25 protein-coding genes are annotated in these 26,938 nt (G+C 38.5%); 12 read left to right on the top strand and 13 right to left on the bottom strand.

The window, feature by feature from the left end; all coding sequences use genetic code 11:
- The first annotated feature begins 62 nt into the window (after positions 1 to 62).
- The 3 genes from secDF to ACTJKC_RS00205 all read left to right on the top strand — a co-directional run bounded on the left by secDF (position 63) and on the right by ACTJKC_RS00205 (position 5,947).
- On the top strand, positions 63 to 3,044 hold the full coding sequence (gene secDF / locus ACTJKC_RS00215; protein ID WP_440789249.1) for a protein translocase subunit SecDF: 2,982 nt from the start codon (positions 63 to 65) through the stop codon (positions 3,042 to 3,044).
- 450 nt (positions 3,045 to 3,494) lie between these two features.
- Complete coding sequence (locus tag ACTJKC_RS00210; RefSeq protein WP_440789247.1) at positions 3,495 to 4,814, top strand: NAD(P)/FAD-dependent oxidoreductase; 1,320 nt, start codon at positions 3,495 to 3,497, stop codon at positions 4,812 to 4,814.
- Positions 4,815 to 5,086: 272 nt separating this feature from the next.
- On the top strand, positions 5,087 to 5,947 hold the full coding sequence (locus ACTJKC_RS00205; protein ID WP_440789246.1) for a hydroxymethylglutaryl-CoA lyase: 861 nt from the start codon (positions 5,087 to 5,089) through the stop codon (positions 5,945 to 5,947).
- Positions 5,948 to 6,107: 160 nt separating this feature from the next.
- Here ACTJKC_RS00205 and ACTJKC_RS00200 read toward each other — a convergent pair whose 3' ends face one another.
- The 3 genes from ACTJKC_RS00200 to fbaA form a co-directional block, all read right to left on the bottom strand.
- Positions 6,108 to 6,530, bottom strand: a complete 423-nt coding sequence (locus tag ACTJKC_RS00200; protein ID WP_440789244.1) for a GNAT family N-acetyltransferase — start codon at positions 6,528 to 6,530, stop codon at positions 6,108 to 6,110.
- Entirely contained in the window at positions 6,505 to 7,011 is a 507-nt protein-coding gene (locus tag ACTJKC_RS00195) for a low affinity iron permease family protein (RefSeq protein ID WP_440789242.1), read from the bottom strand. Before ACTJKC_RS00195 ends, ACTJKC_RS00200 begins: the two co-directional genes overlap by 26 nt.
- Before the next feature lie 140 nt (positions 7,012 to 7,151).
- Positions 7,152 to 8,231, bottom strand: a complete 1,080-nt coding sequence (gene fbaA, locus ACTJKC_RS00190; RefSeq protein ID WP_113947070.1) for a class II fructose-bisphosphate aldolase — start codon at positions 8,229 to 8,231, stop codon at positions 7,152 to 7,154.
- Positions 8,232 to 8,542: 311 nt separating this feature from the next.
- Here fbaA and accD point away from each other — a divergent pair, with 311 nt between their 5' ends.
- Positions 8,543 to 9,388 (top strand): acetyl-CoA carboxylase, carboxyltransferase subunit beta, encoded by an 846-nt coding sequence (accD, locus tag ACTJKC_RS00185; protein WP_131532007.1) that lies wholly within the window; start codon positions 8,543 to 8,545, stop codon positions 9,386 to 9,388.
- 437 nt (positions 9,389 to 9,825) lie between these two features.
- Entirely contained in the window at positions 9,826 to 11,373 is a 1,548-nt protein-coding gene (locus tag ACTJKC_RS00180; protein ID WP_440789240.1) for a M20/M25/M40 family metallo-hydrolase, read from the top strand.
- A gap of 201 nt (positions 11,374 to 11,574) precedes the next feature.
- Here the strand turns inward: ACTJKC_RS00180 and ACTJKC_RS00175 are convergent, their stop codons facing one another.
- The 6 genes from ACTJKC_RS00175 to glmM form a co-directional block, all read right to left on the bottom strand.
- Positions 11,575 to 12,579 (bottom strand): cytochrome d ubiquinol oxidase subunit II, encoded by a 1,005-nt coding sequence (locus ACTJKC_RS00175; protein ID WP_440789238.1) that lies wholly within the window; start codon positions 12,577 to 12,579, stop codon positions 11,575 to 11,577.
- Between the two features lie 106 nt (positions 12,580 to 12,685).
- Positions 12,686 to 14,008: a cytochrome ubiquinol oxidase subunit I gene (locus ACTJKC_RS00170; RefSeq protein WP_440789236.1), complete on the bottom strand. Its 1,323-nt coding sequence runs from the start codon at positions 14,006 to 14,008 to the stop codon at positions 12,686 to 12,688.
- 272 nt (positions 14,009 to 14,280) lie between these two features.
- Positions 14,281 to 15,180: an MBL fold metallo-hydrolase gene (locus tag ACTJKC_RS00165; protein WP_440789235.1), complete on the bottom strand. Its 900-nt coding sequence runs from the start codon at positions 15,178 to 15,180 to the stop codon at positions 14,281 to 14,283.
- 75 nt (positions 15,181 to 15,255) lie between these two features.
- Positions 15,256 to 15,459 (bottom strand): hypothetical protein, encoded by a 204-nt coding sequence (locus ACTJKC_RS00160; protein ID WP_440789233.1) that lies wholly within the window; start codon positions 15,457 to 15,459, stop codon positions 15,256 to 15,258.
- Positions 15,460 to 16,406: 947 nt separating this feature from the next.
- Positions 16,407 to 17,555: a cysteine desulfurase family protein gene (locus ACTJKC_RS00155; protein WP_440789231.1), complete on the bottom strand. Its 1,149-nt coding sequence runs from the start codon at positions 17,553 to 17,555 to the stop codon at positions 16,407 to 16,409.
- Positions 17,556 to 17,686: 131 nt separating this feature from the next.
- Complete coding sequence (gene glmM / locus ACTJKC_RS00150) at positions 17,687 to 19,072, bottom strand: phosphoglucosamine mutase (protein ID WP_440789229.1); 1,386 nt, start codon at positions 19,070 to 19,072, stop codon at positions 17,687 to 17,689.
- Between the two features lie 306 nt (positions 19,073 to 19,378).
- Between glmM and ACTJKC_RS00145 the strand changes: the two genes are divergently transcribed.
- The 6 genes from ACTJKC_RS00145 (at position 19,379) to ACTJKC_RS00120 (ending at position 22,751) form a co-directional block, all read left to right on the top strand.
- Positions 19,379 to 20,110, top strand: a complete 732-nt coding sequence (locus tag ACTJKC_RS00145) for a class I SAM-dependent methyltransferase (protein ID WP_440789228.1) — start codon at positions 19,379 to 19,381, stop codon at positions 20,108 to 20,110.
- Positions 20,107 to 20,670 carry a phosphatase PAP2 family protein gene (locus ACTJKC_RS00140; protein ID WP_440789226.1) on the top strand — a complete coding sequence of 188 codons (564 nt, stop codon included), beginning with the start codon at positions 20,107 to 20,109 and terminating at the stop codon, positions 20,668 to 20,670. The genes ACTJKC_RS00145 and ACTJKC_RS00140 overlap by 4 nt, the downstream gene beginning before the upstream one ends.
- Before the next feature lie 3 nt (positions 20,671 to 20,673).
- Positions 20,674 to 21,390, top strand: coding sequence for a ZIP family metal transporter (locus ACTJKC_RS00135; protein ID WP_344850618.1), 717 nt, complete (start codon positions 20,674 to 20,676; stop codon positions 21,388 to 21,390).
- Between the two features lie 116 nt (positions 21,391 to 21,506).
- Positions 21,507 to 22,142: a Uma2 family endonuclease gene (locus tag ACTJKC_RS00130; protein WP_440789224.1), complete on the top strand. Its 636-nt coding sequence runs from the start codon at positions 21,507 to 21,509 to the stop codon at positions 22,140 to 22,142.
- 5 nt (positions 22,143 to 22,147) lie between these two features.
- Positions 22,148 to 22,546 (top strand): Uma2 family endonuclease, encoded by a 399-nt coding sequence (locus ACTJKC_RS00125; protein ID WP_440789223.1) that lies wholly within the window; start codon positions 22,148 to 22,150, stop codon positions 22,544 to 22,546.
- Positions 22,524 to 22,751 (top strand): hypothetical protein, encoded by a 228-nt coding sequence (locus ACTJKC_RS00120; protein ID WP_440789221.1) that lies wholly within the window; start codon positions 22,524 to 22,526, stop codon positions 22,749 to 22,751. Before ACTJKC_RS00125 ends, ACTJKC_RS00120 begins: the two co-directional genes overlap by 23 nt.
- Before the next feature lie 80 nt (positions 22,752 to 22,831).
- Here ACTJKC_RS00120 and ACTJKC_RS00115 read toward each other — a convergent pair whose 3' ends face one another.
- The 4 genes from ACTJKC_RS00115 to ACTJKC_RS00100 all read right to left on the bottom strand — a co-directional run bounded on the left by ACTJKC_RS00115 (position 22,832) and on the right by ACTJKC_RS00100 (position 25,779).
- Positions 22,832 to 22,975, bottom strand: a complete 144-nt coding sequence (locus ACTJKC_RS00115; RefSeq protein ID WP_162799929.1) for a DUF5522 domain-containing protein — start codon at positions 22,973 to 22,975, stop codon at positions 22,832 to 22,834.
- A 254-nt stretch (positions 22,976 to 23,229) separates the two neighbouring features.
- Positions 23,230 to 24,171, bottom strand: coding sequence for an exonuclease (locus ACTJKC_RS00110; protein ID WP_440789219.1), 942 nt, complete (start codon positions 24,169 to 24,171; stop codon positions 23,230 to 23,232).
- Between the two features lie 43 nt (positions 24,172 to 24,214).
- Entirely contained in the window at positions 24,215 to 24,832 is a 618-nt protein-coding gene (coaE, locus tag ACTJKC_RS00105) for a dephospho-CoA kinase (protein WP_440789218.1), read from the bottom strand.
- On the bottom strand, positions 24,832 to 25,779 hold the full coding sequence (locus ACTJKC_RS00100; protein WP_440789216.1) for a CdaR family protein: 948 nt from the start codon (positions 25,777 to 25,779) through the stop codon (positions 24,832 to 24,834). Before ACTJKC_RS00100 ends, coaE begins: the two co-directional genes overlap by 1 nt.
- A 169-nt stretch (positions 25,780 to 25,948) precedes the next feature.
- On the opposite strand from ACTJKC_RS00100, the gene ACTJKC_RS00095 reads away from it, so the two are divergent.
- Positions 25,949 to 26,893 (top strand): energy transducer TonB, encoded by a 945-nt coding sequence (locus ACTJKC_RS00095; protein ID WP_440789214.1) that lies wholly within the window; start codon positions 25,949 to 25,951, stop codon positions 26,891 to 26,893.
- Positions 26,894 to 26,938: the final 45 nt, after the last annotated feature.

Here is a 26,938-nt window from a genome sequence, read left to right as displayed (position 1 = left end):
AATTTAATTAGATTTGCCGACTTGTTAAAAAACAGCGAAAGACAAATTATTTTAAACAAACAATGCAAGGAAAAGGTTTTATTAAGTTTATAGCGATAGTATTGGCTATCGTTTGTGCGTATGCACTTTCTTTTACTTTGGTAGCATCCAAGGTAGAAAAAGACGCAAAAAACTATGCGAAAGGTGACTTAGCCAAAGAAAAGGCTTACTTAGATTCGATGAGTACCGAGAAAGTTTATCCGGTTGTTGGGTTTACTTATCAAGAAGTAAAAGCCAAAGAAATCAACCTGGGTTTAGACTTAAAAGGCGGAATGAACGTAACGATGGAGATATCGTTAGCTGAACTGGTTAAATCGTTAGCGGGCAACCCTACTGATGCCAACTTCAATAAAGCAGTTCAAAACGCACAAATCCAGTTGAATGCTGGCGGTAAAGACTACATCAAAATTTTCGTTAACGAATTCGAAAAATTAAGTCCGGGTGTAAAACTTGCTGATTATTTTTCAAATCAGGACAATGCTTCGCAATTAAAACCAAACGCAAGCAATGGCGAGGTTGAATCTTTCTTAGAAAAAGAAGCAACCAGTGCTATCGATCGTTCGTTTACTGTATTACGTTCGCGTATTGATGGTTTCGGGGTAGTAAGTCCGAACATGCAAAAACAAGAAGGCAGTAACCGTATCCTTATCGAAATGCCAGGTGTGCAGGATAAAGAGCGTATTGCTAAACTTTTACAAGGTTCTGCCGAATTACAGTTCTGGCAGGTATATCAGGTACAGGAAGTTGCACCTTTGTTAGAAAACATTAATAAAACGTTAGCTGCAACCTTAAAAGCTGATGCTCCTGCAACCAAAGATACAACTGCTGCTCCGGCTGCTGGTGGTAAACTGGCCGGTTTAGAAAAAGCCGCTGCTAAAGACAGTACAGCTAAAGGTGGTAAACTTGCCGGTTTAGGTAAAAAAGATTCTACAGCGGTTAGAGCTGAACTATTAAAATCTAACCCGCTTTATGCAGTACTTAACCTTCCTATCTATCAGGGACAAAACGGACAGCAACAATTAATGCCAGGTGCAGTTGTTGGTATGTCGTTACAAAAAGATACTGCAAAAGTTAATGCATATTTAAGAATGCCTGAGGTTGCTGCTGCAATTCCATCTACGATGAAATTTATGTGGAGCGTTAAACCAAGAGAAGGTTCTAAAGTTTTCGAATTATATGCCATTAAAGTGGTAAGTGCTGATGGCAAACCAGATTTAGGTGGTGAGGCAATCAGCGATTCTCGTGCTGACTTTGATCAGAAAGGTAAACCAGAAGTAACCATGTACATGACCAGTGAAGGTTCTGCTAAATGGAAAAAAATTACTGCTGAAGCTGCTGCTGATCCAAATAATAAAAAATCAATCGCTATTGTATTAGACAACCAGGTTTATTCTGCGCCAACTGTACAAAATGAAATTGCTGGTGGTGTATCATCAATCACCGGTAACTTTACCCAGGCAGATACTAAAGATTTATCAAACATCTTAAAAGCGGGTAAATTACCTGCTCCTGCACGTATTGCCGGTAGCTACATTGTTGGTCCTACTTTAGGTGCACAAGCTATCCATGATGGCTTAATCTCTTTCGTAATTGCGTTTATCGTTATCTTAATCTTCATGGCATTGTATTATCACCGTGCGGGTTGGGTTGCTAACTTTGCATTGTTGATCAACTTATTCTTCGTAATCGGTATTTTGGTATCGTTAGGCGCTGTGTTAACTTTACCTGGTATCGCCGGTATCGTGTTAACCATTGGTTTATCGGTGGATGCGAACATCCTGATCTTCGAACGTGTACGTGAAGAACTTGCACATGGCAAAAGCGTTGCTGCTGCAATTAAAGAAGGTTTCAAACATGCAATGCCATCTATCATCGACTCAAACGTTACCTTATTCATTTTAGGTGCTATCCTTTATGTTTTTGGTAGTGGTCCGGTTCAGGGTTTCGCCACTACATTGTGTATCGGTATCCTTTCTTCGTTATTTGCTGCCGTAGCTATCTCACGGGTAATTTTCCAATCGTTCTTAGATCGCAAAATCGAAATCAACTTCGATAATAGCTTAACCCGTAATGCCTTTAAAAACTTAGCATTCAACTTTGTTGGCCGTCGTAAAATCTACTACATCATCTCGACCATCATCATTGTGGCTGGTATTGGTATGTATTTCAAAAACGGTGGTTTAAACCTTGGTGTTGATTTTAAAGGTGGCAGAACTTATTTAGTTCATTTTGATAAAGCAGTAAACACTGAAGATTTAAAATCTAAATTAACCCCTGCTTTCGGTAACGAAACTCCGGAGGTTAAAACTGCTGGTGAAGACAGTCAGGTTAAAATTACCACTACTTTCCACATCGAAGATCAGGACATTAAAACTGATAAAGTTGTAGAAGACGCTTTAAACAAAGGTTTGGCAGGTTCTAAATATGAAATCGTGAGTTCACAAAAAGTAACGCCGATTATCGCCAGCGATATCGTAAACGGTGCTTTCTACGCCGTATTGATCTCATGTTTATTCATGTTTATCTATATCGTAGTACGATTTAAAAAATGGCAATATGGTTTAGGTGCGGTAATTGCATTATTCCACGACGTTTTAATGGTATTATCTTTCTACACCATTTTAGATGGTATTATGCCATTCTCATTAGAAATTGGTCAGGATTTTATCGCAGCAATTTTAACAGTAATGGGTTACACCATGACAGAAACCGTTGTTGTATTCGACCGTATCCGTGAGAAACTAAAAGAAGCTGGTAAAGAAGATTTACATGGCGAAGAGCGTAACAACCTGATCAATTTCGCATTGAACAGTACTCTAAGCCGTACCATCTTAACTTCATTAACCGTATTCTTCGTATTATTGGTAATCTTTATTTTCGGTGGCGATAGCATTCGCGGATTTATCTTCGCCCTGTTAATCGGCCGTATCATTGGTACTTATTCATCATTATGTATCTCTACTCCTATCGTAATCGATTTGGGTAGCTCTGCAGAGAAAAAATAAGATCTAAAATCTTAAAATATGTAAGCGCTTCGGGTAACCGGGGCGCTTTTTTTGTGCCAAACCTGCGAGGTTTAAAAGTCAAAAGAAACAAAGCTTTTCATTTATTTTGAAAAGCAAATCCTGTGGTTCTTCGGTTTCGATAGTCCTGCTATACATTTCAATCTTTTTAATTAAGCACTGTCATGCTGAGGTACGAAGCATCTGTTTCATCGGTTGCAGGTGCTTCGTGCCTCAGCATAACAGCATGTTCAGGGTTGCTGCAAATTAAAAAGGATTTCCATTCCTATCAGGTTTAATTCATTTAAGACAATACTAAAAACCTGCAAAATCCCACCTTCGTCATACCAAAGTTATATATTGATCATTCATTCGAAATAGCTGCCAAAACCTCAATTTTTAAACCTTTTGGCTACCTTTTTGTTACGTTAGCTATAGATAAACCGATACATAATGGATTTACAACTTCCTAAAAGCGAATACCCTAGAGTAGTGATTGTTGGTGGCGGATTTGGCGGGATTGAATTAGCTAAACGTTTAAAAAACAAACCTTTCCAGGTAGTTATGCTCGATAAACATAACTATCATACTTTTCAACCATTACTTTATCAGGTAGCCACGGGTGGTTTAGAAGCCGATTCTATCGCTTTTCCCCTACGCAAGATTTTTAAAGGACAAAAAAACCTCATTTTCCGGGTAACTAAAGTTACCGAAGTAAATGCAGCAGAAAACTGCTTGCAAACCGATATAGGCAGGATCAATTATGATTATCTGGTTATCGCCACAGGCTCTACCAGTAATTTCTTTGGCAATAAAGAAATCGAGGCCAACTCAATGCCAATGAAATCGATCCCCGAAGCATTGGATTTAAGAAGTTTGATTTTACAGAATTTCGAAAAATCGCTGATCGAAAAAGATGCTGATAAAAAGAGCGCCTTATTAAACTTTGTGGTGGTAGGCGGCGGTCCAACAGGGGTTGAAACTTCCGGAGCCATTGCCGAGCTTAAAAAACACGTTATCCCTAACGATTATCCTGAAATGGATCTCAGCAGGGTAAATATCTATCTTGTAGAAAATTCGCCTGAACTGTTGGGCGTAATGTCGCCACAGGCACAGAAAAAAGCAAAAGATTTCCTTACCGATATGGGCGTACAGGTGATGAACGAAACCCGCGTACTGGGTTATGATGGTCATACACTTACTTTACAGGATAAACCAGCGATTTTAAGTTCAACAGTAATCTGGAGTGCTGGTGTTAAAGGTGAAGTTTTAGCAGGCCTAGATAAAGCCGAAGTTGTGCGTGGAGGAAGATTAAAAACCGATACCCAGAATTTAATTGTCGGTTATCAGAATGTTTATGCCATTGGTGATGTTGCCGCCATTATTGACGAAGAAACACCCAACGGCCACCCGGGGGTTGCGCCTGCAGCCATCCAGCAAGGACATCATCTGGCCAAAAATCTGCTCAATATCAAAGAAAATAAACCTCTAGAAAAATTTAAATACTTTGATAAGGGCTCAATGGCTACCGTAGGCCGGAACAAAGCAGTAGTAGATATTGGTAAAATCCGTTTTCAGGGCGTTTTTGCCTGGTTTACCTGGATGTTTGTGCACTTAATGACCTTGGTAGGCTTCCGTAATAAAATTATTGTTTTCGTAAACTGGCTTTGGAGTTATTTCAGCTACGATAGAGGTACACGTTTAATTATCAGAACCTTTGCAAAAGACAGAAGTGTGGATTACAGGGAGGAAGTGCCGAGTGAGGTTCATTAGTTCATTGGTCATTTGTTTATTGGTACCTAGCGATCGCCTTAATAGATCATAGTTAATGGTTTCTTGGTTCATGGCCTGGCTGCTTAATGCGATTGCCTTATTGATCATGGTTGATAATTAGATGAATCAAAGTGTAACGGTTAAATGAATTAATTTGCAGTAAATTCATGCACTATGGCAATAAACAATCTAACTATAAACCAGAAAACCATTGACCATGAGCCATAGTTACCAAATCTTTCCTTATTTTGCTAAAAATTTTTCTAGCCAATATGAGCCAAAATAAATTCAGATTAGTAGAATGCCCGCGCGATGCCATGCAAGGGCTGCACGATTTTGTACCTACAGGGCTTAAAGCTGAATATTTAAATCTTTTACTTCAGGTAGGATTTGATACGCTCGATTTTGGCAGTTTTGTTTCGCCTAAAGCCATTCCACAAATGGCAGATACAGCAGAAGTTTTAGCGCAATTGGATTTAAGAAACACTTCTACCAAACTTCTGGCCATTGTAGCCAATTTAAGGGGTGTAGAAGATGCAGTAAAGCACCAGGAGATCGATTACCTTGGTTTTCCTTTTTCAATCTCTGAGACTTTCCAGCAGCGTAATACCAATTCGAGCATTACACAATCTTTAGCTACCGTTGAGGAGATGCTTAACTTATGTGATAAGAATAATACAAAAGCCGTGGTTTATTTATCAATGGGTTTTGGAAATCCCTATGGCGACGAATGGAATTACGAAATTGTAGAAAAATGGGCTGATGTGCTGGTAAGTAAAGGTGTCGAAATTTTATCTCTGGCCGATACCGTGGGCGTTTCTACACCGGAAAAAATAGAAAGTATATTACCAAAATTAATTTCTAAGTTTAATAATATAGAAGTTGGCATCCATTTACACTCTACTCCTGCCGAACGCTTCGAAAAAATTGAAGCTGCATACCGTTCAGGGGTTAAACGTATAGATTCTGCTCTAAAAGGCTTTGGGGGCTGCCCAATGGCTGCTGATGACCTTACGGGCAATATTGCTACTGAAGATGTTATTGGCTTTTTAAATGCAAAAGGAGAAACGTTGAATCTTAATATGGATAAATGGAATGAGGCTATGGCCTTATCGGGGAAGGTATTTGGGTAGGTTTGTTTCACTTAAGATTCGTCATTTCGAGCGGAGTGAAACGAAGCCGAGAACCCGCAGGCTCAGCGAAGCTAAATCTATCTCAAGGATAGATCTCTCCGCTTCACTGCGTTCCGGTCGAGATGACGATAACTAACATATGCATACGTGGTTAAAGTTCCTACACCTTCTTTACCATTTTAAAATGCTGTATGCCAGCTTCCTCAAACTGATCCCCTTCCGCAACAAAACCAAATTTGGCATACAAACTCATTGCATCTAATTGTGAGTTTAGGTAAATATAATGCGCATCTTCCGGTAAGTCAGATAAAGCTTCGGCAATTAATGCCCTGCCAACCCCCTGTCCTCTAAAATCCTTTAAAACAGCAAAGCGTTCCAGTTTATAACCTAAATCAGTTTTACGCCAACGGCAGGCACCGCAAGGTTGTCCGTTACTGGTGGCTAAAAAATGTGTCGATTCATCTTCATGCTCCCATTCCAGTTCCGGCGGACAATTTTGTTCGTCTACAAATACAATTTTACGGATAGCAAATACTTTATCTAAATCTTCAGGGTGGTTAACTTTTTGGACGTGCAGACTCATTATCGTGGTGTTTAAAGTGTTTATTCGATTTTAATTTCAATTCATTTAATTCTTTCGCAACGTCGATCGAATGTGAGCAATGAATATCGGCCTCTTTTTTCGCAAGCGTAGCAATCGTAACGTAAAATTTATGTAACTGATCCAATTCTTTCTCGCTCAGGTCTTCAATATCCACCATGCGGTTACTTGCACCCTGCTGCGCGGCAATCAGTTCATTCAATTTTAATTGAATTGCCTTACCATCCTTGTTTTGTGCTTTCTGGATCAGGAAAACCATTAAAAAGGTAATAATCGTGGTGCCGGTGTTAATTACCAGCTGCCAGGTTTCAGAATAATTAAATATTGGCCCGCTCAACGCCCAAATTACAACAATAGCAGTTGCGCTGATAAATGCAGCAGAACTACCGGTAAACTTGGTCGCTACATTAGCGAATTTCTCAAAAAAATTATTTTTTTTGGTATCGTTTTTAGATTTTGCCATCACATTTTGTTTGCTTAAATATAACCAAAAACAAACAAAAACGCCATAAGTTTTTAACCTTATGGCGCTTTTGTTAATTATTGAATGATTGATTTTTTGGATGATTGAATGTAAATTCAGCCTTCCAAACCAATCAAAACTTATAGTTTATCATTTACGTTGATACAGTTCAGATCTTCGAAAGCAGTAGTTAAACGCTTCACGAAAGTTTCTTCACCTTTACGCAACCATACGCGTGGATCGTAGTATTTTTTATTTGGTTTATCATCACCATCAGGGTTACCAATCTGGCCCTGAAGATAAGCTTCGTTCTTTTTGTAATATTCTAAAATACCTTCCCAAAATGCCCATTGCATATCAGTATCAATATTCATTTTAATGGCTCCATAAGAAATTGCTTCCCTGATTTCTTCCTGCGAAGAACCAGAACCACCGTGGAAAACGAAATTGATCGGTTTCTCTGCAGTTAAATTGAATTTTTCCTTGATGAAATCCTGAGAATTTTTCAAGATTACCGGTTGCAATTTCACGTTACCTGGTTTATAAACACCGTGTACGTTACCAAAAGCAGCAGCTACAGTAAAACGTGGAGAAACTTTACTTAATTCTTCGTAAGCATAAGCTACTTCACTAGGTTGTGTATATAATTTTGAGCTGTCTACATCGCTGTTATCCACGCCATCTTCTTCACCACCGGTTACGCCAAGCTCAATTTCGATTGTCATGTTCATTTTAGCCATGCGCTCCAAATATTTTGCAGAAATTTCCATGTTTTCTTCAATCGGCTCTTCCGATAAATCAAGCATGTGTGATGAAAACAAAGGTTTTCCGGTTTCAGCGAAGAATTTTTCACCGTGGTCTAAAAGTCCGTCAATCCATGGCAATAATTTTTTAGCGGCGTGGTCGGTATGTAAAACCACGGCAACGCCATAATGCTCTGCCAATAAATGTACATGTTTAGCAGCCGATACAGCTCCTAAAATACATGCTTGCAATTTCTCATTATCTAACGATTTACCAGCATAAAACTGTGCTCCTCCGTTTGACAACTGAATCATAACAGGCGAATTTACTGCCTTTGCAGTTTCCAATACCGCGTTAACCGTATTGGTACCGGTTACGTTTACTGCTGGTAAAGCAAACTGATGTTTTTTAGCCTGCTCAAACAATTCTTGAACGGCATCTCCGTAAATTACGCCTTTGTAGCCTTTTAAACTCATTTCTTGTTAATTTTATTAAGTCCGAAGTTATAAAAAAAATTAACATTACAAGCTTTTGTAACAACAGAATTATTTGCCTAACAGCAAAATAAGGCCTATTTAGTGTAAAAAACACATTATCCTTAGTGTAAAAAAGACACACTACACTTTTCAATTTACAGCTGGCAACAGGCAAATGCCAGTTTTAAACTACTCCGGCTATTGGTTATCAACGATCAATCAATTAACCATCAACTATTTTTTACATCTAATAAAGGTTCGAGTTTATTTTATTTTTCGTTTCTTTGCAATCCAATTCTTTAAAAAATTATATGGCTTGGTTTAAAAGAGAGAATAAAGGTATCATTACCACAACTGAAGAGAAAAAGGAAGCACCGGATGGTTTGTGGAATAAATGTCCAAATTGTAAGAAACCGCTACATCAGGCAGAACTTCAGGAAAACAAATACGTTTGCCACTACTGCGATTACCACCTGAGAGTAGGTTCAAAAGAATATTTCGAGGTTTTATTTGATAATAACGAGTTTAAAGAGCTGTTCCCGAACCTAACATCAGGCGACCCTTTAAATTTTAACGATAACAAACCTTATACCGACAGGATTAAAGAAAGTCAGGCTAAAACCGGCTTAAAAGATGCTATCCGTGCTGGTGTTGGTAAAATTGAAGGTCAGGATCTGGTTATTGCCTGTATGGATTTCGCTTTCATCGGCGGCTCTATGGGCTCAGTTGTAGGCGAAAAAATCGCAAGATCTATCGATTACAGCATTAAACATAAAGTTCCTTTCCTGATGATTTCTAAATCAGGTGGTGCACGTATGATGGAAGCCGCATTTTCATTGATGCAGATGGCTAAAACATCGGCCAAACTGGCTTTATTAGGACAGGCTAAAGTACCTTACATTTCTTTATTAACCGATCCGACTACGGGCGGTGTAACGGCATCTTATGCCATGCTTGGCGACATCAATATTGCAGAACCAGGGGCATTGATCGGTTTTGCCGGCCCGAGGGTAATTAAAGAAACCATTAAAAAAGATTTACCGAAAGGTTTCCAAACTTCCGAATTCGTTCTGGAACACGGTTTCCTCGATTTTATTGTAGATAGAAGAGCCATGAAAGCTAAATTAGGCGCTTTTATTAAGATGATGAATAATTAGATTGGTTCTGTAGATCATTGGGCATTGGTTAATTAGTGCAAACGGACCAATAAACAAATGACAAATTAACTGTTAAACTATAATAAGAAAAGCAGGGCTTGAATAACTTAGGTTAGTTCAGTCCTGCTTTTTGCTTCTCCCGATTTTACATCGGGACCGCGGCAATCAGGTTTATATTCTGCAAGCCTGCAATTCTATGGGAAGGCAGTTTTCCTGGCGAGTGCTACAATCACCCCACCCTTCACTATCATCCTTAGCTTATTTGCGAGGTCAGATGTTCCATCTCACCTTTAAACCTAATGAATCATTTCAAGACTTAACTTGTGTCAGCTGATAACAGCTAATACCACAACTCAACTGCAACATTTCCATTAACATCCCTCAATCCTACCCTTATTTCATAAATTAGCACGTCAAATAATCAACCCTAACTAATTATGAATAAAAAATTACTATTTTCTGCACTATTACTGTGTGCTTCGGCCAGTGTTTTTGCGCAAGACCGGAAAATAATCGACAATATTGTTAAAGAAGTGAACGAAAACTCTCAATTAGAGAAACTTGCTCACGAATTACTTGATGTTGTTGGTCCGCGTTTGGTTGGTTCGCCACAAATGAAACAGGCAAACGATTGGGCCGTAAAAAAATACAGCGACTGGGGCATCTCTGCCAAAAACGAAAAATGGGGCGAATGGGCCGGCTGGGAACGGGGTATTACCCATATCGATCTGGTAAGTCCACGGGTACGTACTTTAGAAGGCACGCAACTGGCCTGGAGTCCATCAACTAATGGAAAAGCCATTAATGCAGAAGCCATTATCCTTCCGGCAATTACCGATTCGGTTTCCTTTCAGAAATGGTTACCCAATGTAAAAGGTAAAATCGTACTCATTTCGATGAACCAGCTTTCTGGCCGACCAGAAAAAAACTGGGAAGAATTTGCCACAAAAGACCTTTTCGAAAAATTTAAAAAAGAAAAAGCCGAAGCTGCAAAAGCCTGGGCAGCCAGCCTGGCCAAAACCGGTTTAACTGCCAAAACACTTTCTGTAGCATTAGAAAATGCAGGTGCGGTAGCGGTGGTGATTAATAACTGGTCGCAGGGCTTTGGTGTAGATAAAATTTTTGGTGCAAATACCACAAAAGTACCCACTTTAGATTTATCTGTTGAAGATTATGGCTTGGTTTACCGTTTGGCCTTAAATGGCGATAAGCCTAAGCTTAAAATCGAGGCAGATTCGAAAAAATTAGGTGCTGTGCCAACCTTTAATACTATTGCAGAGATAAAAGGAACGCAAAAACCAAATGAATATGTAATGCTTTCGGCGCATTTCGATTCGTGGGATGGTGCAAGTGGCGCTACCGACAATGGTTCGGGAACCATATTAATGATGGAAGCCATGCGCATTTTAAAGAAAATTTATCCTAATCCAAAACGCACCATTTTGGTTGGTCATTGGGGAAGCGAAGAACAGGGCTTGAACGGCTCAAGGGCATTTGTAGAAGATCACCCGGAAATTGTGAACAATCTCCAGGCTTTATTTAACCAGGATAACGGAACAGGGCGAGTAGTTAACATCGGTGGACAGGGTTTTGCAAAATCAAAGGATTACATCACCCGTTGGTTGGCAGCAGTACCTGATACGATTAAAAACCAGATCAAAACCAGTTTCCCTGGCACACCAGGAGCAGGAGGTTCTGATTTTGCTTCATTTGTAGCTGCCGGAGCATTGGGTTATTCGTTAAGCTCTACCAGCTGGGATTACGGCACTTATACCTGGCATACCAACCGCGACAGTTACGATAAACTGGTTTTCGACGAAATCAGAAGTAATGTAATTTTAGCTGCCATTATGGTTTATATGGCATCAGAAGATCCTGAAAAAACCTCAACTGAAAAAGCAACCGATTTACCGGTTAACGAACGTACCGGCAAACCAGCAACCTGGCCTGTACAAACCAAATCGAACAGAAAAGGTGGTTTATAGGTAAGAATATTGAATCGTTTTATAAAAAGAGCATTTGGAAACAGGTGCTCTTTTTTTATAACTCGCGTATCGTCATTTCGAGCGGAGTGCAACGCAGTCGAGAAATCTATCGAGGTAGATCTCTCCATTCCGCTGCGCTTCAGTCGAGATGACGATTTTTATTTCGAGCCATCTACAGCTTACAAAAGAATGCTAAAAGACCTATTCCTCTTTCTTCTGAAATTTATAAAACAAGTACCCTAAAAAAGGTAGTATCAGTACACTGCCCAGCAAAAGGGCTAAACCTAAGCTATAAATGGTTTTTTCTGGTCCAACAGTTTCTAATAGCGAAATTGCTCCTCCACTCTTTAAACGGATAAAATTAGGAAAGTGGGCATAACTAATCGCCAACAGGATCATCGTTACCTGAAAGCCTGCTAAAATGCGTAAAACCTTGGTTTTACCTTTAATCAACAGATACCATAATAAAATAAGGGATAAACTGGCCAGTATTATGGCGGATAAGCCAACTGTACTTTTAAACACCCAATCGATCAACGGAATTTTATCACGTTGTGCAGCGATAAATACCATGGCACCAAAAACTACCGCAGCTACATTCATAAATTCGGCCTTTTTAATAAAACGGCGTTTATCATGGTATTCATTTGTTTCGCCGATGAGATAAATGGCCGCAAGGAAACCACAAAGCGCAACTGTAAAGAAGCCTACAGCGATTGAAAACCAGTTTAACCAGCCAGAAATATAGGCCGTATAAAAATCTGTCGCCTGCGTATCAATATGCCCTGAAATCAGGCTTCCGGCGATAATACCCAGAAATAAAGCGGTAACGAAGCTTGAATACCTGAAAATGCGGTTGTACAACCATTGCATATCATCTTTTACTGCATCATAATGGCGGAATACAAAAGCTGTACCGCGTGCGATAATCCCGATAAGCATAATGGCCAACGGAATATGCAGGTAAACCGACATGGTGGTATAAATAAAGGGGAAACCTACAAAAAGGATTACAATGGCAATGATCAACCACATGTGGTTCGCTTCCCATACCGGACCAATGGCCTGGTACATGGTTTTCCGGGTTTTACTCCTGTTTTTTGTTGAAGTAAAGAGTTCAATAATCCCTGCGCCAAAATCGGCCCCGCCTAATAAAAAATAGAGCAGGATGGCCATGCATAAAAATGTAATTACAACGTATTCCATAGTCTATATTTTTGCCACAGATTTGCACAGATAAACACAGATCTTGAATAGTTTAGCCACAGCCATTAAATTTTTATCTGTGTTCATCATTTTTATCTAGGGTTAATTAATTATTAGTTGCTGTTTTATTATAAAGCACTGGCACCATTTTAATCTGCCGGTAAAGTAAAAACGTTACGATAATGCTCAGCGACACATAAATAGCCGAGAAAATATAAAATGAATAAGCTATCCCAGGCATCGGTGTAACTGCGTCTTTGGTGCGCATAATGCCATAAATAATCCATGGCTGCCTGCCAACCTCTGTAACTACCCAGCCGGCCTCTAAAGCGATATAACCCAGTGGAATGGCAAAAACAAATAGTTTTAACAACCAGCGTTTTTCGGTTAAGGGTTTCTTTTTAAAAAGAATAAAGAAATAAGTTAACGATACCAAAAGCAATAAAGTACCGATGCCTACCATAATCTGAAAAGCATAATGGGTTACCGCAACAGGAGGATGTTCGTTTTCAGGAATCTGATCCAACCCCTTAACTTCGGCCTTGAAATCGCCATGTGCCAGAAAACTTAATGCGCCCGGAATTTTGATCGCTCCTTTCACTGTTTTATCTTTCTCGTTTACAATGCCGCCAATCAATAAAGGTGCAGGTTTTTCGGTTTGATATAAGGCTTCCATTGCCGCAAGTTTTGCAGGCTGACGTTTGGCAACGTCTTTTGCAGATATATCGCCGCTTAATGGCTGTAACAAAGCAGCAATGCAGGCAAATACAGCCGCTATTTTAAAAGCTTTTAAATGGAATGCAGCATTTCTGTTTCTCAAAATCATTAAAGCATGTACGCCAGCCACTGCAAAGCCTGTAGCAGTAAATGCGGCCAAACACATGTGCAAAGCCTGACTAAACCATGCTTTATTGAACATGGCCTGAATGGGATCGATGTTAAGGTATTTACCGTTTACAAAATCAAAACCCGCCGGACTGTTCATCCAGGCGTTGGCGGCAACCACCAGTATGCCCGAGGCCAGTCCGCTTACCCCTACTACCATACCGGTAAACCAATGGAACCATTTATTCAATTTATTCCAGCCGTAAAGGAAAAAACCCAGAGCTATTGCTTCGATAAAAAAGGCAGTCCCTTCGAGCGAAAAAGGCATTCCGAATATCGGTCCGGCATGGTCCATAAATTTTGGCCAGAGCAGTCCCAGTTCGAACGACAGCATGGTACCTGATACCGCACCTGTAGCGAAAAATATGGCTACCCCTTTACTCCAGGCCTTGGTCAGGTTTTTATAGACCTCATCGTTTGTTTTAAGCCATTTATAATGCGATACGGCCATGAAGAAAGGCATCACCATGCCAATACAGGAAAAAATGATGTGAAAGCCTAATGATAAGGCCATTTGCGAACGGGCTGCTAAAAAATCATCCATGGGCTGTAGATTTTGAATTGTAACAAATATAGTTGTTAAACACTAAAGCCTATGGTAATTCAATGACGTAGAAAGGATTATTTTAAATATAGAACGTTTATAAATTGAAAAAAGATTTGGCAAATGATCCTTAATAGTTACCGTCATTTCGAGCGGAGCGAAGCGCAGTCGAGAACCCGCAGGCTCAGCGAAGCTAAATCTGTCTCGAGATAGATCTCTCCACTCCGCCATGCTCCGGTCGAGATGACGACTTTTATTTTTGAATATGAGAATTAAACCCCTTTCAATTCATCATAAGCAGCGGTTAAGCTCCTCTGGATGCCTTCACCCTGCCATTCGGGTGCATTTGGGATAGTAGTTGCTTTAAGGATATCTTCTTTGCTTTTACCTGCTTTGATTTCGCCACCCACAAAAGTTAGCAGGCTTTGAAGATAATTTTGGTAAGCTTTAACATCTGCTTTATTTCCCGTTACTTTTTCCGGATCGAGGCTATGCCCCCATATAAACAGCGTATCGTTATCAAACTGGTTCTGGATTTTATCTAAAGCAGTAATCCAGTTCCCAATGTGTGCACCATTCTCTCTATCAATGTATGGAAATTTACGGTTGAAAACCAGATCACCAACATGTACAATATTGGCATGTTCGAAATGATAAACGGCATCACCATTGGTATGGCCGGAACCATAATAATAAGCTTTGATATTTTCGTTGCCTACTTTTGCGTTCCATTTTGTACCGAAAGTGGTATCGGGAAGTAACTGTTTATCTAAATTATTTGCCTTTTCTGCACCTTTTTTCTGGTTAACCAACGAATTTTGATGTGCAACTACTTTTTCTGCCAATCCTTTGAAAGAAATATTTCCGGCGGTATGATCGCCGTGGTGATGGGTATTGATCAGGTATTTGAAAGGTTTTTCGCCTAGTTTTTTTAATTCTTCGATTACATGCGGAGCCGTAGTTGGGAATTGCGCATCTAACACCACAAAACCATTGCTCGAATTTAACCAGCCGATGGTTCCACCCTGCTCAATAAATATACCCACATCATTTCGAAGTGGTTTAAAATTATAGGCACGGAATAAGTCTTGCTGTGCAAAAACATCTGTTTTATAAATTGAAAGCAGGGCCATGGCCAATGCCGAATTTTTGATAAAATTTCTTCTTTCCATTTTGGATTAAGCTAAAAAAACCACAGCAAATGCTGTGGTTTAAATTTAATGATTTTGATCGTGAATTAACAAAATTTATATTCCCGATCCCGGCGTGGTGCCTGGCTCGTGCCCCGGACCAAAACTATTGTTCTTGCGGTCTTTATCTTTGTTAAACAGATTGGTAGTTACTTTGGATGATTTGTTATCATCAAGTGTTCTATCCTCTTTAATATCCTCTGCGGTTTTATCCAGTAAATCGTTCTCAACAACTTTACCTTTTTCTTTATTTGTTTCCATAGTAATTGTAAATTGATGTACTATAGCAACAAGCGAAAAATAAGATTGTTTTTAATAGTTGTTTTGAGAATGGGATTTATACCCGCAGAATATTTCCAACCAAAGAAATGTAACTTTACCTTTCCCGATTACAACATTGCCCCGGGCAATTTTCCTAACTCATGGATGCAGCCAAAAGAATGAAACCTCCTTTTGTGGATTTTATTAAAATGGTTCGAAGATTCAAAAGAAAAGGGATTGAAGATAAACTTGTAGATGTGTTTCCTTTCTTCATTCAGTTTTTCTTCCAGTTTAGCGTTTTCCAGATTTTGAGTGTTGTGGTTCGTTTCCATGATGATATAAATTATTGAAAACCTGGCCGGCTTTCAGGGTTAACAATTTTAATAATATTAAAGCTATTTTAAAATTTGCTTAACCTTATACCAAGAAGTGTTTGATAAGGTTTCGTTCAGGAACAACAGGTAAAATGGCGTGGATTGCCTTACGTTTGATTAAATATAAGGTTAATTATTGGGTTTTGCAAGTTATTTTTTAGCTCGTTTGGTAATTATGTGTTGAAATTTTAAAAGTCTGTTTTTTTTGGAAATCAATTGCAGATGCGTTTAGGTAAATGCAGTCCTGCTCTGCACTTTACTTCGTTGCACTCGTGTCCGTTCCGATCAGGTTTAGGTGGCACGGCCGGTAATCCTATTTGGGGTTGCAGGGTGCCGGATACTTCTTTATGCATCATGCCATTAAACCGCAAATAGCAGCAATAAAGCTGTACCTAAACCTGATTAAAGCGGATACCGGCCAGGCGCCTAAGGCCTGCAGGCGTATGAGCGAAAAGCAGGGCTAACATTAAAATGAAAGCTAAACATGCTTTCCAAAAAATCATTTGATGAATATTTAGCCCACAAAAAAAGTCCCGATCTGCACCGGGACTCTCCTATTTGGTTAATGATATTTTATGCTAAAGCATTCTGCTTCACTACCATTTTAACTTTTTCGATTACATAATCCAAGTCTTCTTTAGTGGTATATTTACTAAACGAAAAACGCACCGACGGGCGGTTTGGATCGGCATTGATGCCGTTTAACACATGCGAACCGATATTTGAGCCGGATGAACAGGCACTACCGCCCGAAGCACAGATACCATTGATATCCAGGTTAAACAACAACATATCGGCCATATCCATTTCAGGGAAAGAAACATTGAGCACTGTATATAAACTTTTATCGGCATCGGTTTCACCATTAAAGCCAATACCCGGGATTTCTGCAATTAACTGTTCTTTTAAATAATCTTTTAAACCCTGAATATGCGTTTGGTGTTCGACCATTTCTGCATAAGCTATTTCTAAAGCTTTGGCCAGGCCAACAATACCATACACGTTTTCGGTACCGCCACGCATGTTACGCTCCTGCGCACCCCCGTAAATCATCGGTGGGATTTTGATATTACTGTTTACGTATAAAAACCCAACACCTTTTGGTCCGTGGAGTTTATGTGCCGCACAAACAATAAAATGTGCTTTGAGCTCCCTTACATTATGTGGATAATGCCCCATGGTTTGCACCGTATCGGCATGGTAAATGGCATTGTATTTTTCGCAGATATCACCCACTTTAACCATATCGGTCAAGGTACCCAACTCATTGTTGGCATGCATTAACGAAACAAAAGTGCGTTCGTTGTTTTGAAGGAGTTCTTCTAAGTGATTGTAATCAACATTACCTTTTTCATCAATGTTAACGAAACTTAATTTATCGATCTCACCATTTTTAAGCATCGTATTTAGCGTATGCTCAACAGCGTGGTGCTCAATTTTAGAGGTTATAGCATGTTTAATACCGTATGCGGCAATACCGCAACGAATAGCAGTATTATCGGCCTCGGTACCACCAGAGGTAAAAAATATTTCGGAAGGTGATGCGTTTAACAGACCAGAAACGGTTTTACGGGCTTTTTCTACGAGCGTCCGCACCTCGCGACCAAGCGCATGAATGGCAGATGGATTACCGAAATAGTTTTCCATCACATTTGTCATTTCCGCAATTACTGCCGCATCTAAAGGCGTTGTGGCCGCATTATCTAAATAGACCCTTTTCATTTCTACGAATATTTAAAGTTAGTGTGTTGCAGAGGAGTTTTGCTAATCAACTTCTCTGTTTAAAATGATCAGGACTTAATCGTTTTATTAAGTCCTGACCGTTATGCTTAAGCCTAAAATCCTTTTGAGGATTAAAGGTGTAATATTTCTTTAATGTCTGAAATAATCTTATTTGCCAGATTTTCGGCAATGGTTTCATTTTCAGCCTCACTATAAATCCTGATGATCGGCTCGGTATTCGAGCGGCGTAAATGTACCCAGGTTTTATCAAATTCTATTTTCAAGCCATCAATAGTACTGTATGGCTGGTTTTTGTATTTTTCTTCTACCTGTTTCAACAAATTATCAATATCCATTTCAGGCGTAAGGGTAATTTTGTTTTTAGAAATGTGGTATTGAGGATAACTTGCCCTTAAAACAGAGATTGATTTACCAAATTTAGCTAAATGTGTTAAAAATAAAGCAATACCTACCAAAGCGTCTCTGCCATAATGCGATTCAGGGTAAATGATACCACCGTTTCCTTCGCCACCAATAATCGCGTTTGTAGCTTTCATTTTGTTTACCACGTTCACCTCGCCCACTGCCGAAGCATTGTATTCTGATCCTGCCCTTTCGGTAACATCGCGTAATGCACGGGTTGATGAAAGGTTAGAAACCGTATTTCCAGGTGTATTTTTTAATACATAATCGGCAACAGCAACCAAAGTATATTCTTCGCCAAACATGCTTCCATCTTCATTTACAAAACACAAACGGTCTACATCCGGATCAACCACAATACCTAAATCGGCATTTTGTTTTTGAACTTCTTTCGATATTTCGGTTAAATTTTCTGGCAGCGGTTCAGGGTTATGTGGGAAATGTCCGTCTGGTGTACAATATAGTTCAACTACTTTGCTAACACCTAAAGCTTTTAATAAAGCAGGGATAAAAATACCTCCCGTAGAATTTACACAGTCGATTACAACTTTAAAATCGGCTTTTTTAATGGCTTCAACATCTACCAAAGGCAATGCTAAAACTTTATCGATGTGTTTTTGAAGGTAAGAATCGTTTTTGATTACTTTTCCTAATTTATCTACATCAGCGAAATCAAAATCAGCACTTTCTGCTAAATCCAGCACCTCTTTACCATCCGTATCGCTGATAAATTCGCCGCTGGCGTTTAATAATTTTAAAGCATTCCATTGTTTCGGGTTATGGCTGGCTGTTAAAATAATCCCTCCCCCCGCATTTTCATCCGGTACTGCAACTTCTACAGTTGGCGTGGTTGATAAACCCAGGTCGATTACTTCAATGCCTAAGCCCTGTAAAGTCCCGATTACGAGGTTATTCACCATTTCTCCCGAAATACGGGCATCGCGACCTAAAACTATCCGTTTATTGCCTGTTTTTTGTACTACCCAGCTACCAAAAGCCGCTGTAAATTTCACAATATCAAATGGCGTTAAGCCGTCGCCAGCCCTTCCGCCTATGGTTCCGCGTATTCCTGAAATCGATTTTATTAAAGTCACCGTGTATAATTTATTTGAGGCTCAAAAATAACAAAAAAAACAAGATAGCCGCTATTCAGCAACGTTTTGCGCTGCAAATTTACATTGTTTTTATATCTAGGTACACGATGTATTTGATAGAATTAGCAAGGTTATTAAAATCAAACGTGTGTTTTAACTTCAAAAATATTTTTCGGTTATTTTTACTTGTAAAAAAAATCAAATCATAATATTCTTGCAACTTTATTGCATAAAAGCACATTCTGACTTTACTAGCGGTTGTAAAACCTTATATTTGCATCTTTTTAAGATAAAAACGGCTTTTATATGCAGCGCAAGTGGTTTCAATATTGGTTTAATTCGCCATATTATCATATTCTATATCAACAACGAAATGATGCTGAAGCCGAGTTTTTCATTGATAAACTTACGGAATACCTCCATCCAAAAACCGATGCAAAAATGCTGGATATTGCCTGTGGCAAGGGCCGGCACTCGATTTATCTGAATAAAAAAGGCTTTGATGTTACCGGGATTGATCTTTCTGAACAAAGCATCAAATACGCCAAACAGTTCGAAAACAACAAACTGCATTTTCTGGTGCACGATATGCGCAGGCTGTTTTACATTAATTATTTTGATGTAGCTTTAAACCTGTTTACCAGTTTTGGCTATTTTGATACCGAGAAAGACCACGTCAATGCCCTTAAAACCTTTAGAAAATGTTTAACAGCCAATGGTATATTGGTGCTGGATTATTTTAACACCGAAAAAATTATCCGCAATTTAAACTCTTGTGAAGTTAAATCGCTCGACGGCATCACTTTCAACATTACCAAAAATGTTGTTGATGGAAAAATTATCAAAAAAATAAATTTTGAAGACAAACATAAGGTATATAATTTCGAAGAACGGGTGCAGGCATTTAGTTTTGAAGATTTTCAACGCATGCTTACCAAAGCAGGAATGCGGATCGAAAAAACATTCGGCAGTTATGCTTTAGACGATTTTGACCAATCTACCTCCGACCGCTTAATTTTAATCTGTAAAAAAGCATGATAGAAAGCATCCAGCAATTTGATGTAGAATTGTTTCTGAAAATCCACCGCGGACTTTCAAACAGCTTTTTTGATTGGCTGATGCCTTTAATGCGTAACCGTTTCTTTTGGTCGCCGCTTTATCTTTTTATCATTGTATTTTGTATTAAACAGTACAAAAAACAAGGTTATTACATTATTGGCATGGTACTTTTCACCTTTGCCATGGGCGATTTAATTGCATCGAGGGTAGTAAAACCATGGGTTTCGAGGGTGAGGCCCTGTAACGATATGAGCCTGGCTAACGATATTATCCACCGGGTACCCTGCGGCAGCGGATTGAGTTTTCCTTCTGCACATGCCACCAACCATTTTGCGATAGCCGTGTTTTTAATATGCATTTTTTACAGCAGGTGGAAACCTATTTTACCCATTGGTTTATTCTGGGCGTTCATTATCAGTTTCGCGCAGGTTTATGTAGGTGTACATTATCCTGTTGATGTAACCACCGGCGCTTTGCTGGGCATTACAATCGGGTTTATCTGCTCGCGAATATTTAAAAAATTACAACCTGATTTTTAACCTATGGAAATCTGGAAACTCTGTGTGCTCTTTTTCTGTGCCTTTTTAGGTGGAACAGCTATTTTTTTGGTAAAGAGTGATAAATCTAAACTACTGAAACTGATTTTATCTTTCAGCGGGGCTTATTTGTTTGCGATTACCGTTTTACATTTAATTCCGGATGCCTACAGCGGACCGGATAAATGGCAGATTGGTGTGTTTATCCTGATCGGCTTTTTGTTGCAGATTTTCTTAGAGCAGTTTTCAGAAGGCGTGGAACATGGACACATCCATAAACACCACGACGGACATGTTTTTCCTTTCGGCATTATGATCAGCTTATGTTTACATGCCTTTTTAGAAGGGATGCCATTAGCAAAAGAACAGCATAATGAACTGATTTTCGGCATTGCGCTACACCATATCCCGGCGGCTTTTGCATTGGCCAGTATATTAATGCAAAATCATTTTAAAAAGAGCAGCATCGTACTTTATCTCATTTTATTTGCCGTAATGGCTCCAATTGGCTTTTATGTAAGCGTTGGACTAAGCAATGGTACCATTGGTGGTTTAGATGCTTACTTTAATAAAATCATGGGTATTGTTATCGGTATTTTCCTGCATATCTCTACTACCATCCTATTCGAATCGAGTGCCGATCATAAAATCAACACACGAAAAATGATAGCTGTATTATTGGGGATTGGCGTGGCACTGATTGGTTTCTTTGCGGGACATTAGTTCAGTTTTCAATTAACAGTCGGCAATTTTCAGTTCACCAATTTAAACAGTTACCCGATTAATCATTTCAAAAAGTTAACTCTGTAGTCGTTTTTAAACGTTTAACCGTCTAATCTTTGCGAACAATACAATTAAATCAGGTAAATTCGTTTATGGATGAGATTGTTAATGAGCCTCTTGTAGCCTGTCAAAAAAGGCGTTATACCGTTGAGGAATACCTGGCGATGGAAAAGGAATCAACAGAAAAGCACGAATATTTTCAGGGTGAGATATTTGCAATGTCTGGTGCGACCTTTAACCATAATCTTATATTTTCAAATGTTTTCGGACTTCTTTTTTCTAAACTAAAAGGTTCAACATGCATTCCTTTCGGAAGCGATATGAGAATGAATATCCCTGAAAACACCTTATTTACTTATCCCGATATTTCCGTCTATTGTAACGAAATCAAACATTTAAGTGAAGATGAAGACACCATACTGCAACCAACAGTAATTATTGAAATTCTTTCGCCTTCAACAAAAAATTACGACAGAGGCAAAAAATTCAAACTGTATAAAGACATTCCTTCATTAAAGGAATATATCATGATCGATTCGGAATCTGTTTCGGTTGAGGCTTATTATGTGAATGATGAAAAGAACTGGATGCTTAACCAACATAAAGCGCTTTCTGATATCTTAACTTTGGTATCGATAGGATTTGATATAGCGCTAAGCGATATTTATAAATATGTTAATTTTAAGGCTTAAGCAATATGGATGAGATTGTAAATGAACCGGCTGTTGCCTATCAAAAAAGACATTATACTGTTGAGGAATACCTGCAAATGGAAAAAGAAGCAACAGTTAAACATGAATATTACCAAGGTGAGATATTCGCCATGTCCGGCGCTGGTAATAATCATAATGAGATTTTCAGCAATGTTTTTATAGAAATAGGCAATAAACTAAAAAGCAAACCTTGCAGGCCTTATGGAAGTGATAAACGGATGCACATTCCGGAAAATACGTTATTCACCTATCCTGATATATCCATTTATTGTAATGGTCTAATACATAGCGAATTTGATGATGATACTTCAATCTTACCGACTGTAATTATTGAAATTCTTTCTCCTTCAACCAAAAATTATGATAAGGGGAAGAAAATTTAACCTTTATAAAGATATTCCTTCGCTAAAAGAATATATTATGATCGAATCGGAATCAGTGTGGGTTCAGGCCTTTTATATTGACGATGAAAATAACTGGAAACTTAACGAGCACAGGGAAATATCTGATACCCTAAGTTTAATTTCGATGGGATTTGATGTAGCCTTAAATGATATTTACAATCATGTTCGCTTTGATAAAAAGTAATCCAAACCTTAATTTTGGATTCAAAGTTAAATACCACTGCAATTACAACTGTAAATTGATTTAAATAATTGCCAACTGAATTACTTCTTCTCCTTTTTCTTCCCATATCCCCACGGGCAGTGTTTACACTTGTTTTTGCAACAATAACCCCGTTTTAGATGATAGGCTTCGGTAAAAACCATCAATCCATCTTCATTAAAATAGAAATCTTCGCCTTCTTTCATTGTTAATTTTGAATGATTGAATTAGAGAATGTAGCATGGCTGAATTTTGAATGATAGAATGTTTATGCCCAAAGTTTTGAATGAGTGAATTGGTGAATTTTGATTGATTGAATTTTGAATGATAGAATATTTTACCTTTAACCACTCAATCATTCCTTAAATCATTTATTCGGTATTCCATCCTTCAGTCATTCTCTCATTCATTAAATCATTCATTCGGTTATTCCATCCTTCAGTCATTCATTAATCATTTCCTAATTAAGTATTTTAACTTCCAGTTTATCTTTAAAATAGTCTTTAAGTTGCTTACCATCACCGTGCAAAGTCCATACCTGTTTGGGTTTTACTTTTTCGATGGTTTCTAAAATAGCACTCCAATCGGCATGATCGGAAATATACAGCGAAATTCCATTTTTTTGCTGCAGGTTTTTCCAGCCAGACGCAAAGGCCCGTACTACATTAATTGCCTTGTGATAGCTATGAAAAACCATAGGCGGAACTATATATACCTGTTGTTCGTGGTGGTTTTTCATCATTTTCCTATCGTACATTTTATAATTGCCCAAATTTATGCCATAATCTTCGTATATCTTATTGAAAGGCATAATGCTAAAATGAACCATAATATTCCTGGTTGGGCAATATTTGTTCAGCAGTTGAATAATCCGCTGACTTTTACCCAAGGCATAAGCACCAAGCATGATATTCGCATTGGTCTCATTCAGTTTTTTAATTTCATCAACTGGTGAGGGGTGCTTTGTTTCGGGATCGGCAAAGGTACTTTCGGTAATTAACACATCAGCCTCAATAAATTCAAAAGGCTCACAACTTGTGTCGGGTTCTATTTTATAATCGCCGGTGTATAGATATTTAACGCCCTTGTATTCCATTAAAACCTGCGCAGAACCTAAAATATGTCCGGCTGCATAGAAAGTAATGGAAACATCTTTTATTTTAAAGGTTTGGTGATAGCTTTTGGTAAAAAAATCGACAGCAGCAAATTTGCGGTAACGATGCTTCATGAAGCTTGCCGTTGCCGCTGTGCAATATACATTCTGGCTTCCTCCAATGGCATGATCTCCATGTGCGTGTGATACAACTGCTTCTTTAACTGGCTGTTGCGGATCGAGGTAAAAATCGCCGTAAATACAATATAAACCCGTTGGGGTAATGGTAATAAAATCTTCTAAAATCATTATTAAGATGAATAGGATTTAAGGATGGTATGATTTAAGGAGATTAAAAATTATCGCTTTTAAATGCTGTAGCCAACTTAAGAAATTGTTGATGTAAAGCTAAAACCTGCTCTATGATAGATTGCTGCTCATCGTTCACGATAAAATGATCGGCCAGCCTTGACTTTTCCTCATCGCTAAGCTGTTTATCCATGCGGGCTTTCACTTGTTCTTCAGTAACACCATCGCGTTGCATTAAACGTTTTATTTTGATTTCGTAAGGGGCTGTAACCAGAATCGTCGTATCGCACAATTTATACGAGCCACTTTCGAACAATATTGCAGCTTCTTTTAAGGTGTAAGGAACTGTAGAGGAAATGGTGGATTCCCATGCGTCAAAAGCCCTGAAAACCGCCGGATGCACCAAAGCATTCAATTGTGCAAGCGATTTTTCGTTATTAAAAACAATGCCGGCAATGTGCTTATTATTGAGTTTTCCGTCTTCAAAATAACTTTCTTCACCAAAAGCCGTTTTAACCCCTTCTATCAACAAAGCATCCTGCGTCATGATTTCTTTAGCCACGGTATCGGCATAAAACACAGGAACCCCTAATACTTCAAAAACCTTGCAGGCCGTTGTTTTTCCACTGCCTATACCACCTGTTATGCCTACTTTATACATTATTTTTCTACTATGAAATCAATTTTCGATGGAACTACGCTCACCAGCTTACAATAATCAGGAAACTCGGTGATCTTCACGGTAAACTGCCGGTGTTTTAAAATTTGCCATTCATCTACATCTATAGTGGCGGTAATAAAACTTTCATCAACCTGATCGTAATTACTTAAGGCCACTAAAAAGGAAACTTTTACCTTTTTAGGGTAAAGCCTTATACTGTTATAGTTCTTATTATTGATTACTTTTAAAGGAACTTCGATGGTTTTCTCTGTAAATTCATCAACGGGTAATTTCACTTCTACGGATGAGGGAGAAATACTCACATTTTTATGGATACTGTGCTGTAAAGCTACCCTTGTAGTAATACTGCTTTGTATTTTATCCAACTTCAATGTATCGGTTGGCCAAAACGTTATTTTAGCGAGCTCCTCTGTCGGGCCAGCCACTTTAACATATTTTGGATTAAGCATCACTTCGCTTGCAATGCCGTATTGTTTTGCAAAACCCAGCTTATCGACCAGTTTTACAGGTACTTTTTTCACTACGCGTTTGGTAAAATCGAAATAAAGCGTATCGGGCTTAACAGAAATTACTTTTTGTGTACTTTCCAGCTGCCTGTTAATATTGAACAACTGATCGGAAAAAACAATAAAATCTTTTGAATTAAGCTGGCTTAAATTGACATTTACAGAAGGCGGACTGATTCTTAATCGGGCAAATAATAGCTGCCAACCTGTTCCCTCTACCTGTAAATCTATCGTATCAGACTGTAAGGGATAAAATGCCCTTTTGGTAGGTTCATTTTTAAAAACCAGAACCGTTTTAGCTACATAAATATACTTGTTGTTGAGTGCCATAAAAAGCCATGCAGCTACGGCCAGCAGCAGGCAGGCCAGTAAACTAAAAACACGTCTTTTTTCAATCTTCGTTAATCTGATGAAGGGCATAACACAATGTAAAAAAATGATGTAAAAAAATTACTTCTTACAGCAATATTGTCAAATGTAACAAAACTAAACAGCCGCTCAAAAACTAATCCATTTATTGATAAATTAATGCACTAATTGTATTGAAATAACATTAGATAACTATATTCGTAGTAGATATTATACTATCATGAAAAAATATATTTTAACGCTGCTTACAACTACCTTATTCTTCACTACCTACGCCCAAAAGAGAACAATGGTTACTTATTTTAAAAAAGGCATGGTTACCGAAAATAAAAGCAATTATGATTACCGAAGGGTAATAGAAGAAACGGATACCCCATCGCTGTACCGCCTGTATGAATTTTATCCGGATAATACGGAAAAAACTTTGGCAAGCATCTCGAAATTTGATCCAAATATTGTTTATGAAGGCTTGTTTCAGGGTTATAATAAACAGGGGGTTCTTACTTCAAAAGTTAATTTTAAAAATGGAGTGCTGGTTGGTGAATGTTCTTATTATTACGACAATGGGAAACTTGAAAACGTTTTTCTGTATGATGAACAGGGTAACAATCCTGGCAAGCAACAGCGAAAATGGGTAACCGGAATAGATTCTTTAGGCAATCAGTTTATCAAAGATGGTAACGGACTGTATAAACAAACGGATAAAGGAGGGTTTACGGAGGAAGGAAATTATGTTAATGGTTATAAAGACGGAACCTGGAAAGGAACCGGCAAAACAACCAGTTATGAAGAAGTTTATGAGCATGGCGTTTTTAAATCAGGAACAAGTACATTGGCAGATGGAAACCAGATACAATATGATAAAATGGAGCAACAACCTGAATTTAAGGGAGGAATGGCCGAATTTTATAAATATTTGGGCCGGAATTATAAATACCCTTCCGAAGCGCTCAGAAACAGGGTAAATGGCAGGTTATATATCACTTTTGTAGTGGAGAAAGATGGCAGCCTGACGGATTATGAGTTTAAAAACAGCTTAGGTTATGGTACTCAGGAAGAAGCAGTGAGGGTTTTAAATGAGTGTCCAAAATGGATACCTGGAAAGCAGCACGGTATTCCGGTGAGGGTAAAATATAATATCAACATTAATTTGGCACAGCGCTAAACAAAAAACGCCATCACAAAGGATGGCGTTTTTACTATTTTGTTT

Source organism: Pedobacter sp. 22226, assembly GCF_052045455.1.
In the GTDB taxonomy this organism is placed as follows: Bacteria; Bacteroidota; Bacteroidia; order Sphingobacteriales; family Sphingobacteriaceae; genus Pedobacter; species Pedobacter jeongneungensis.
The sequence above is the reverse complement of the archived record's forward strand: the minus strand, read 5'-3'. Positions and strand labels throughout refer to the sequence as shown.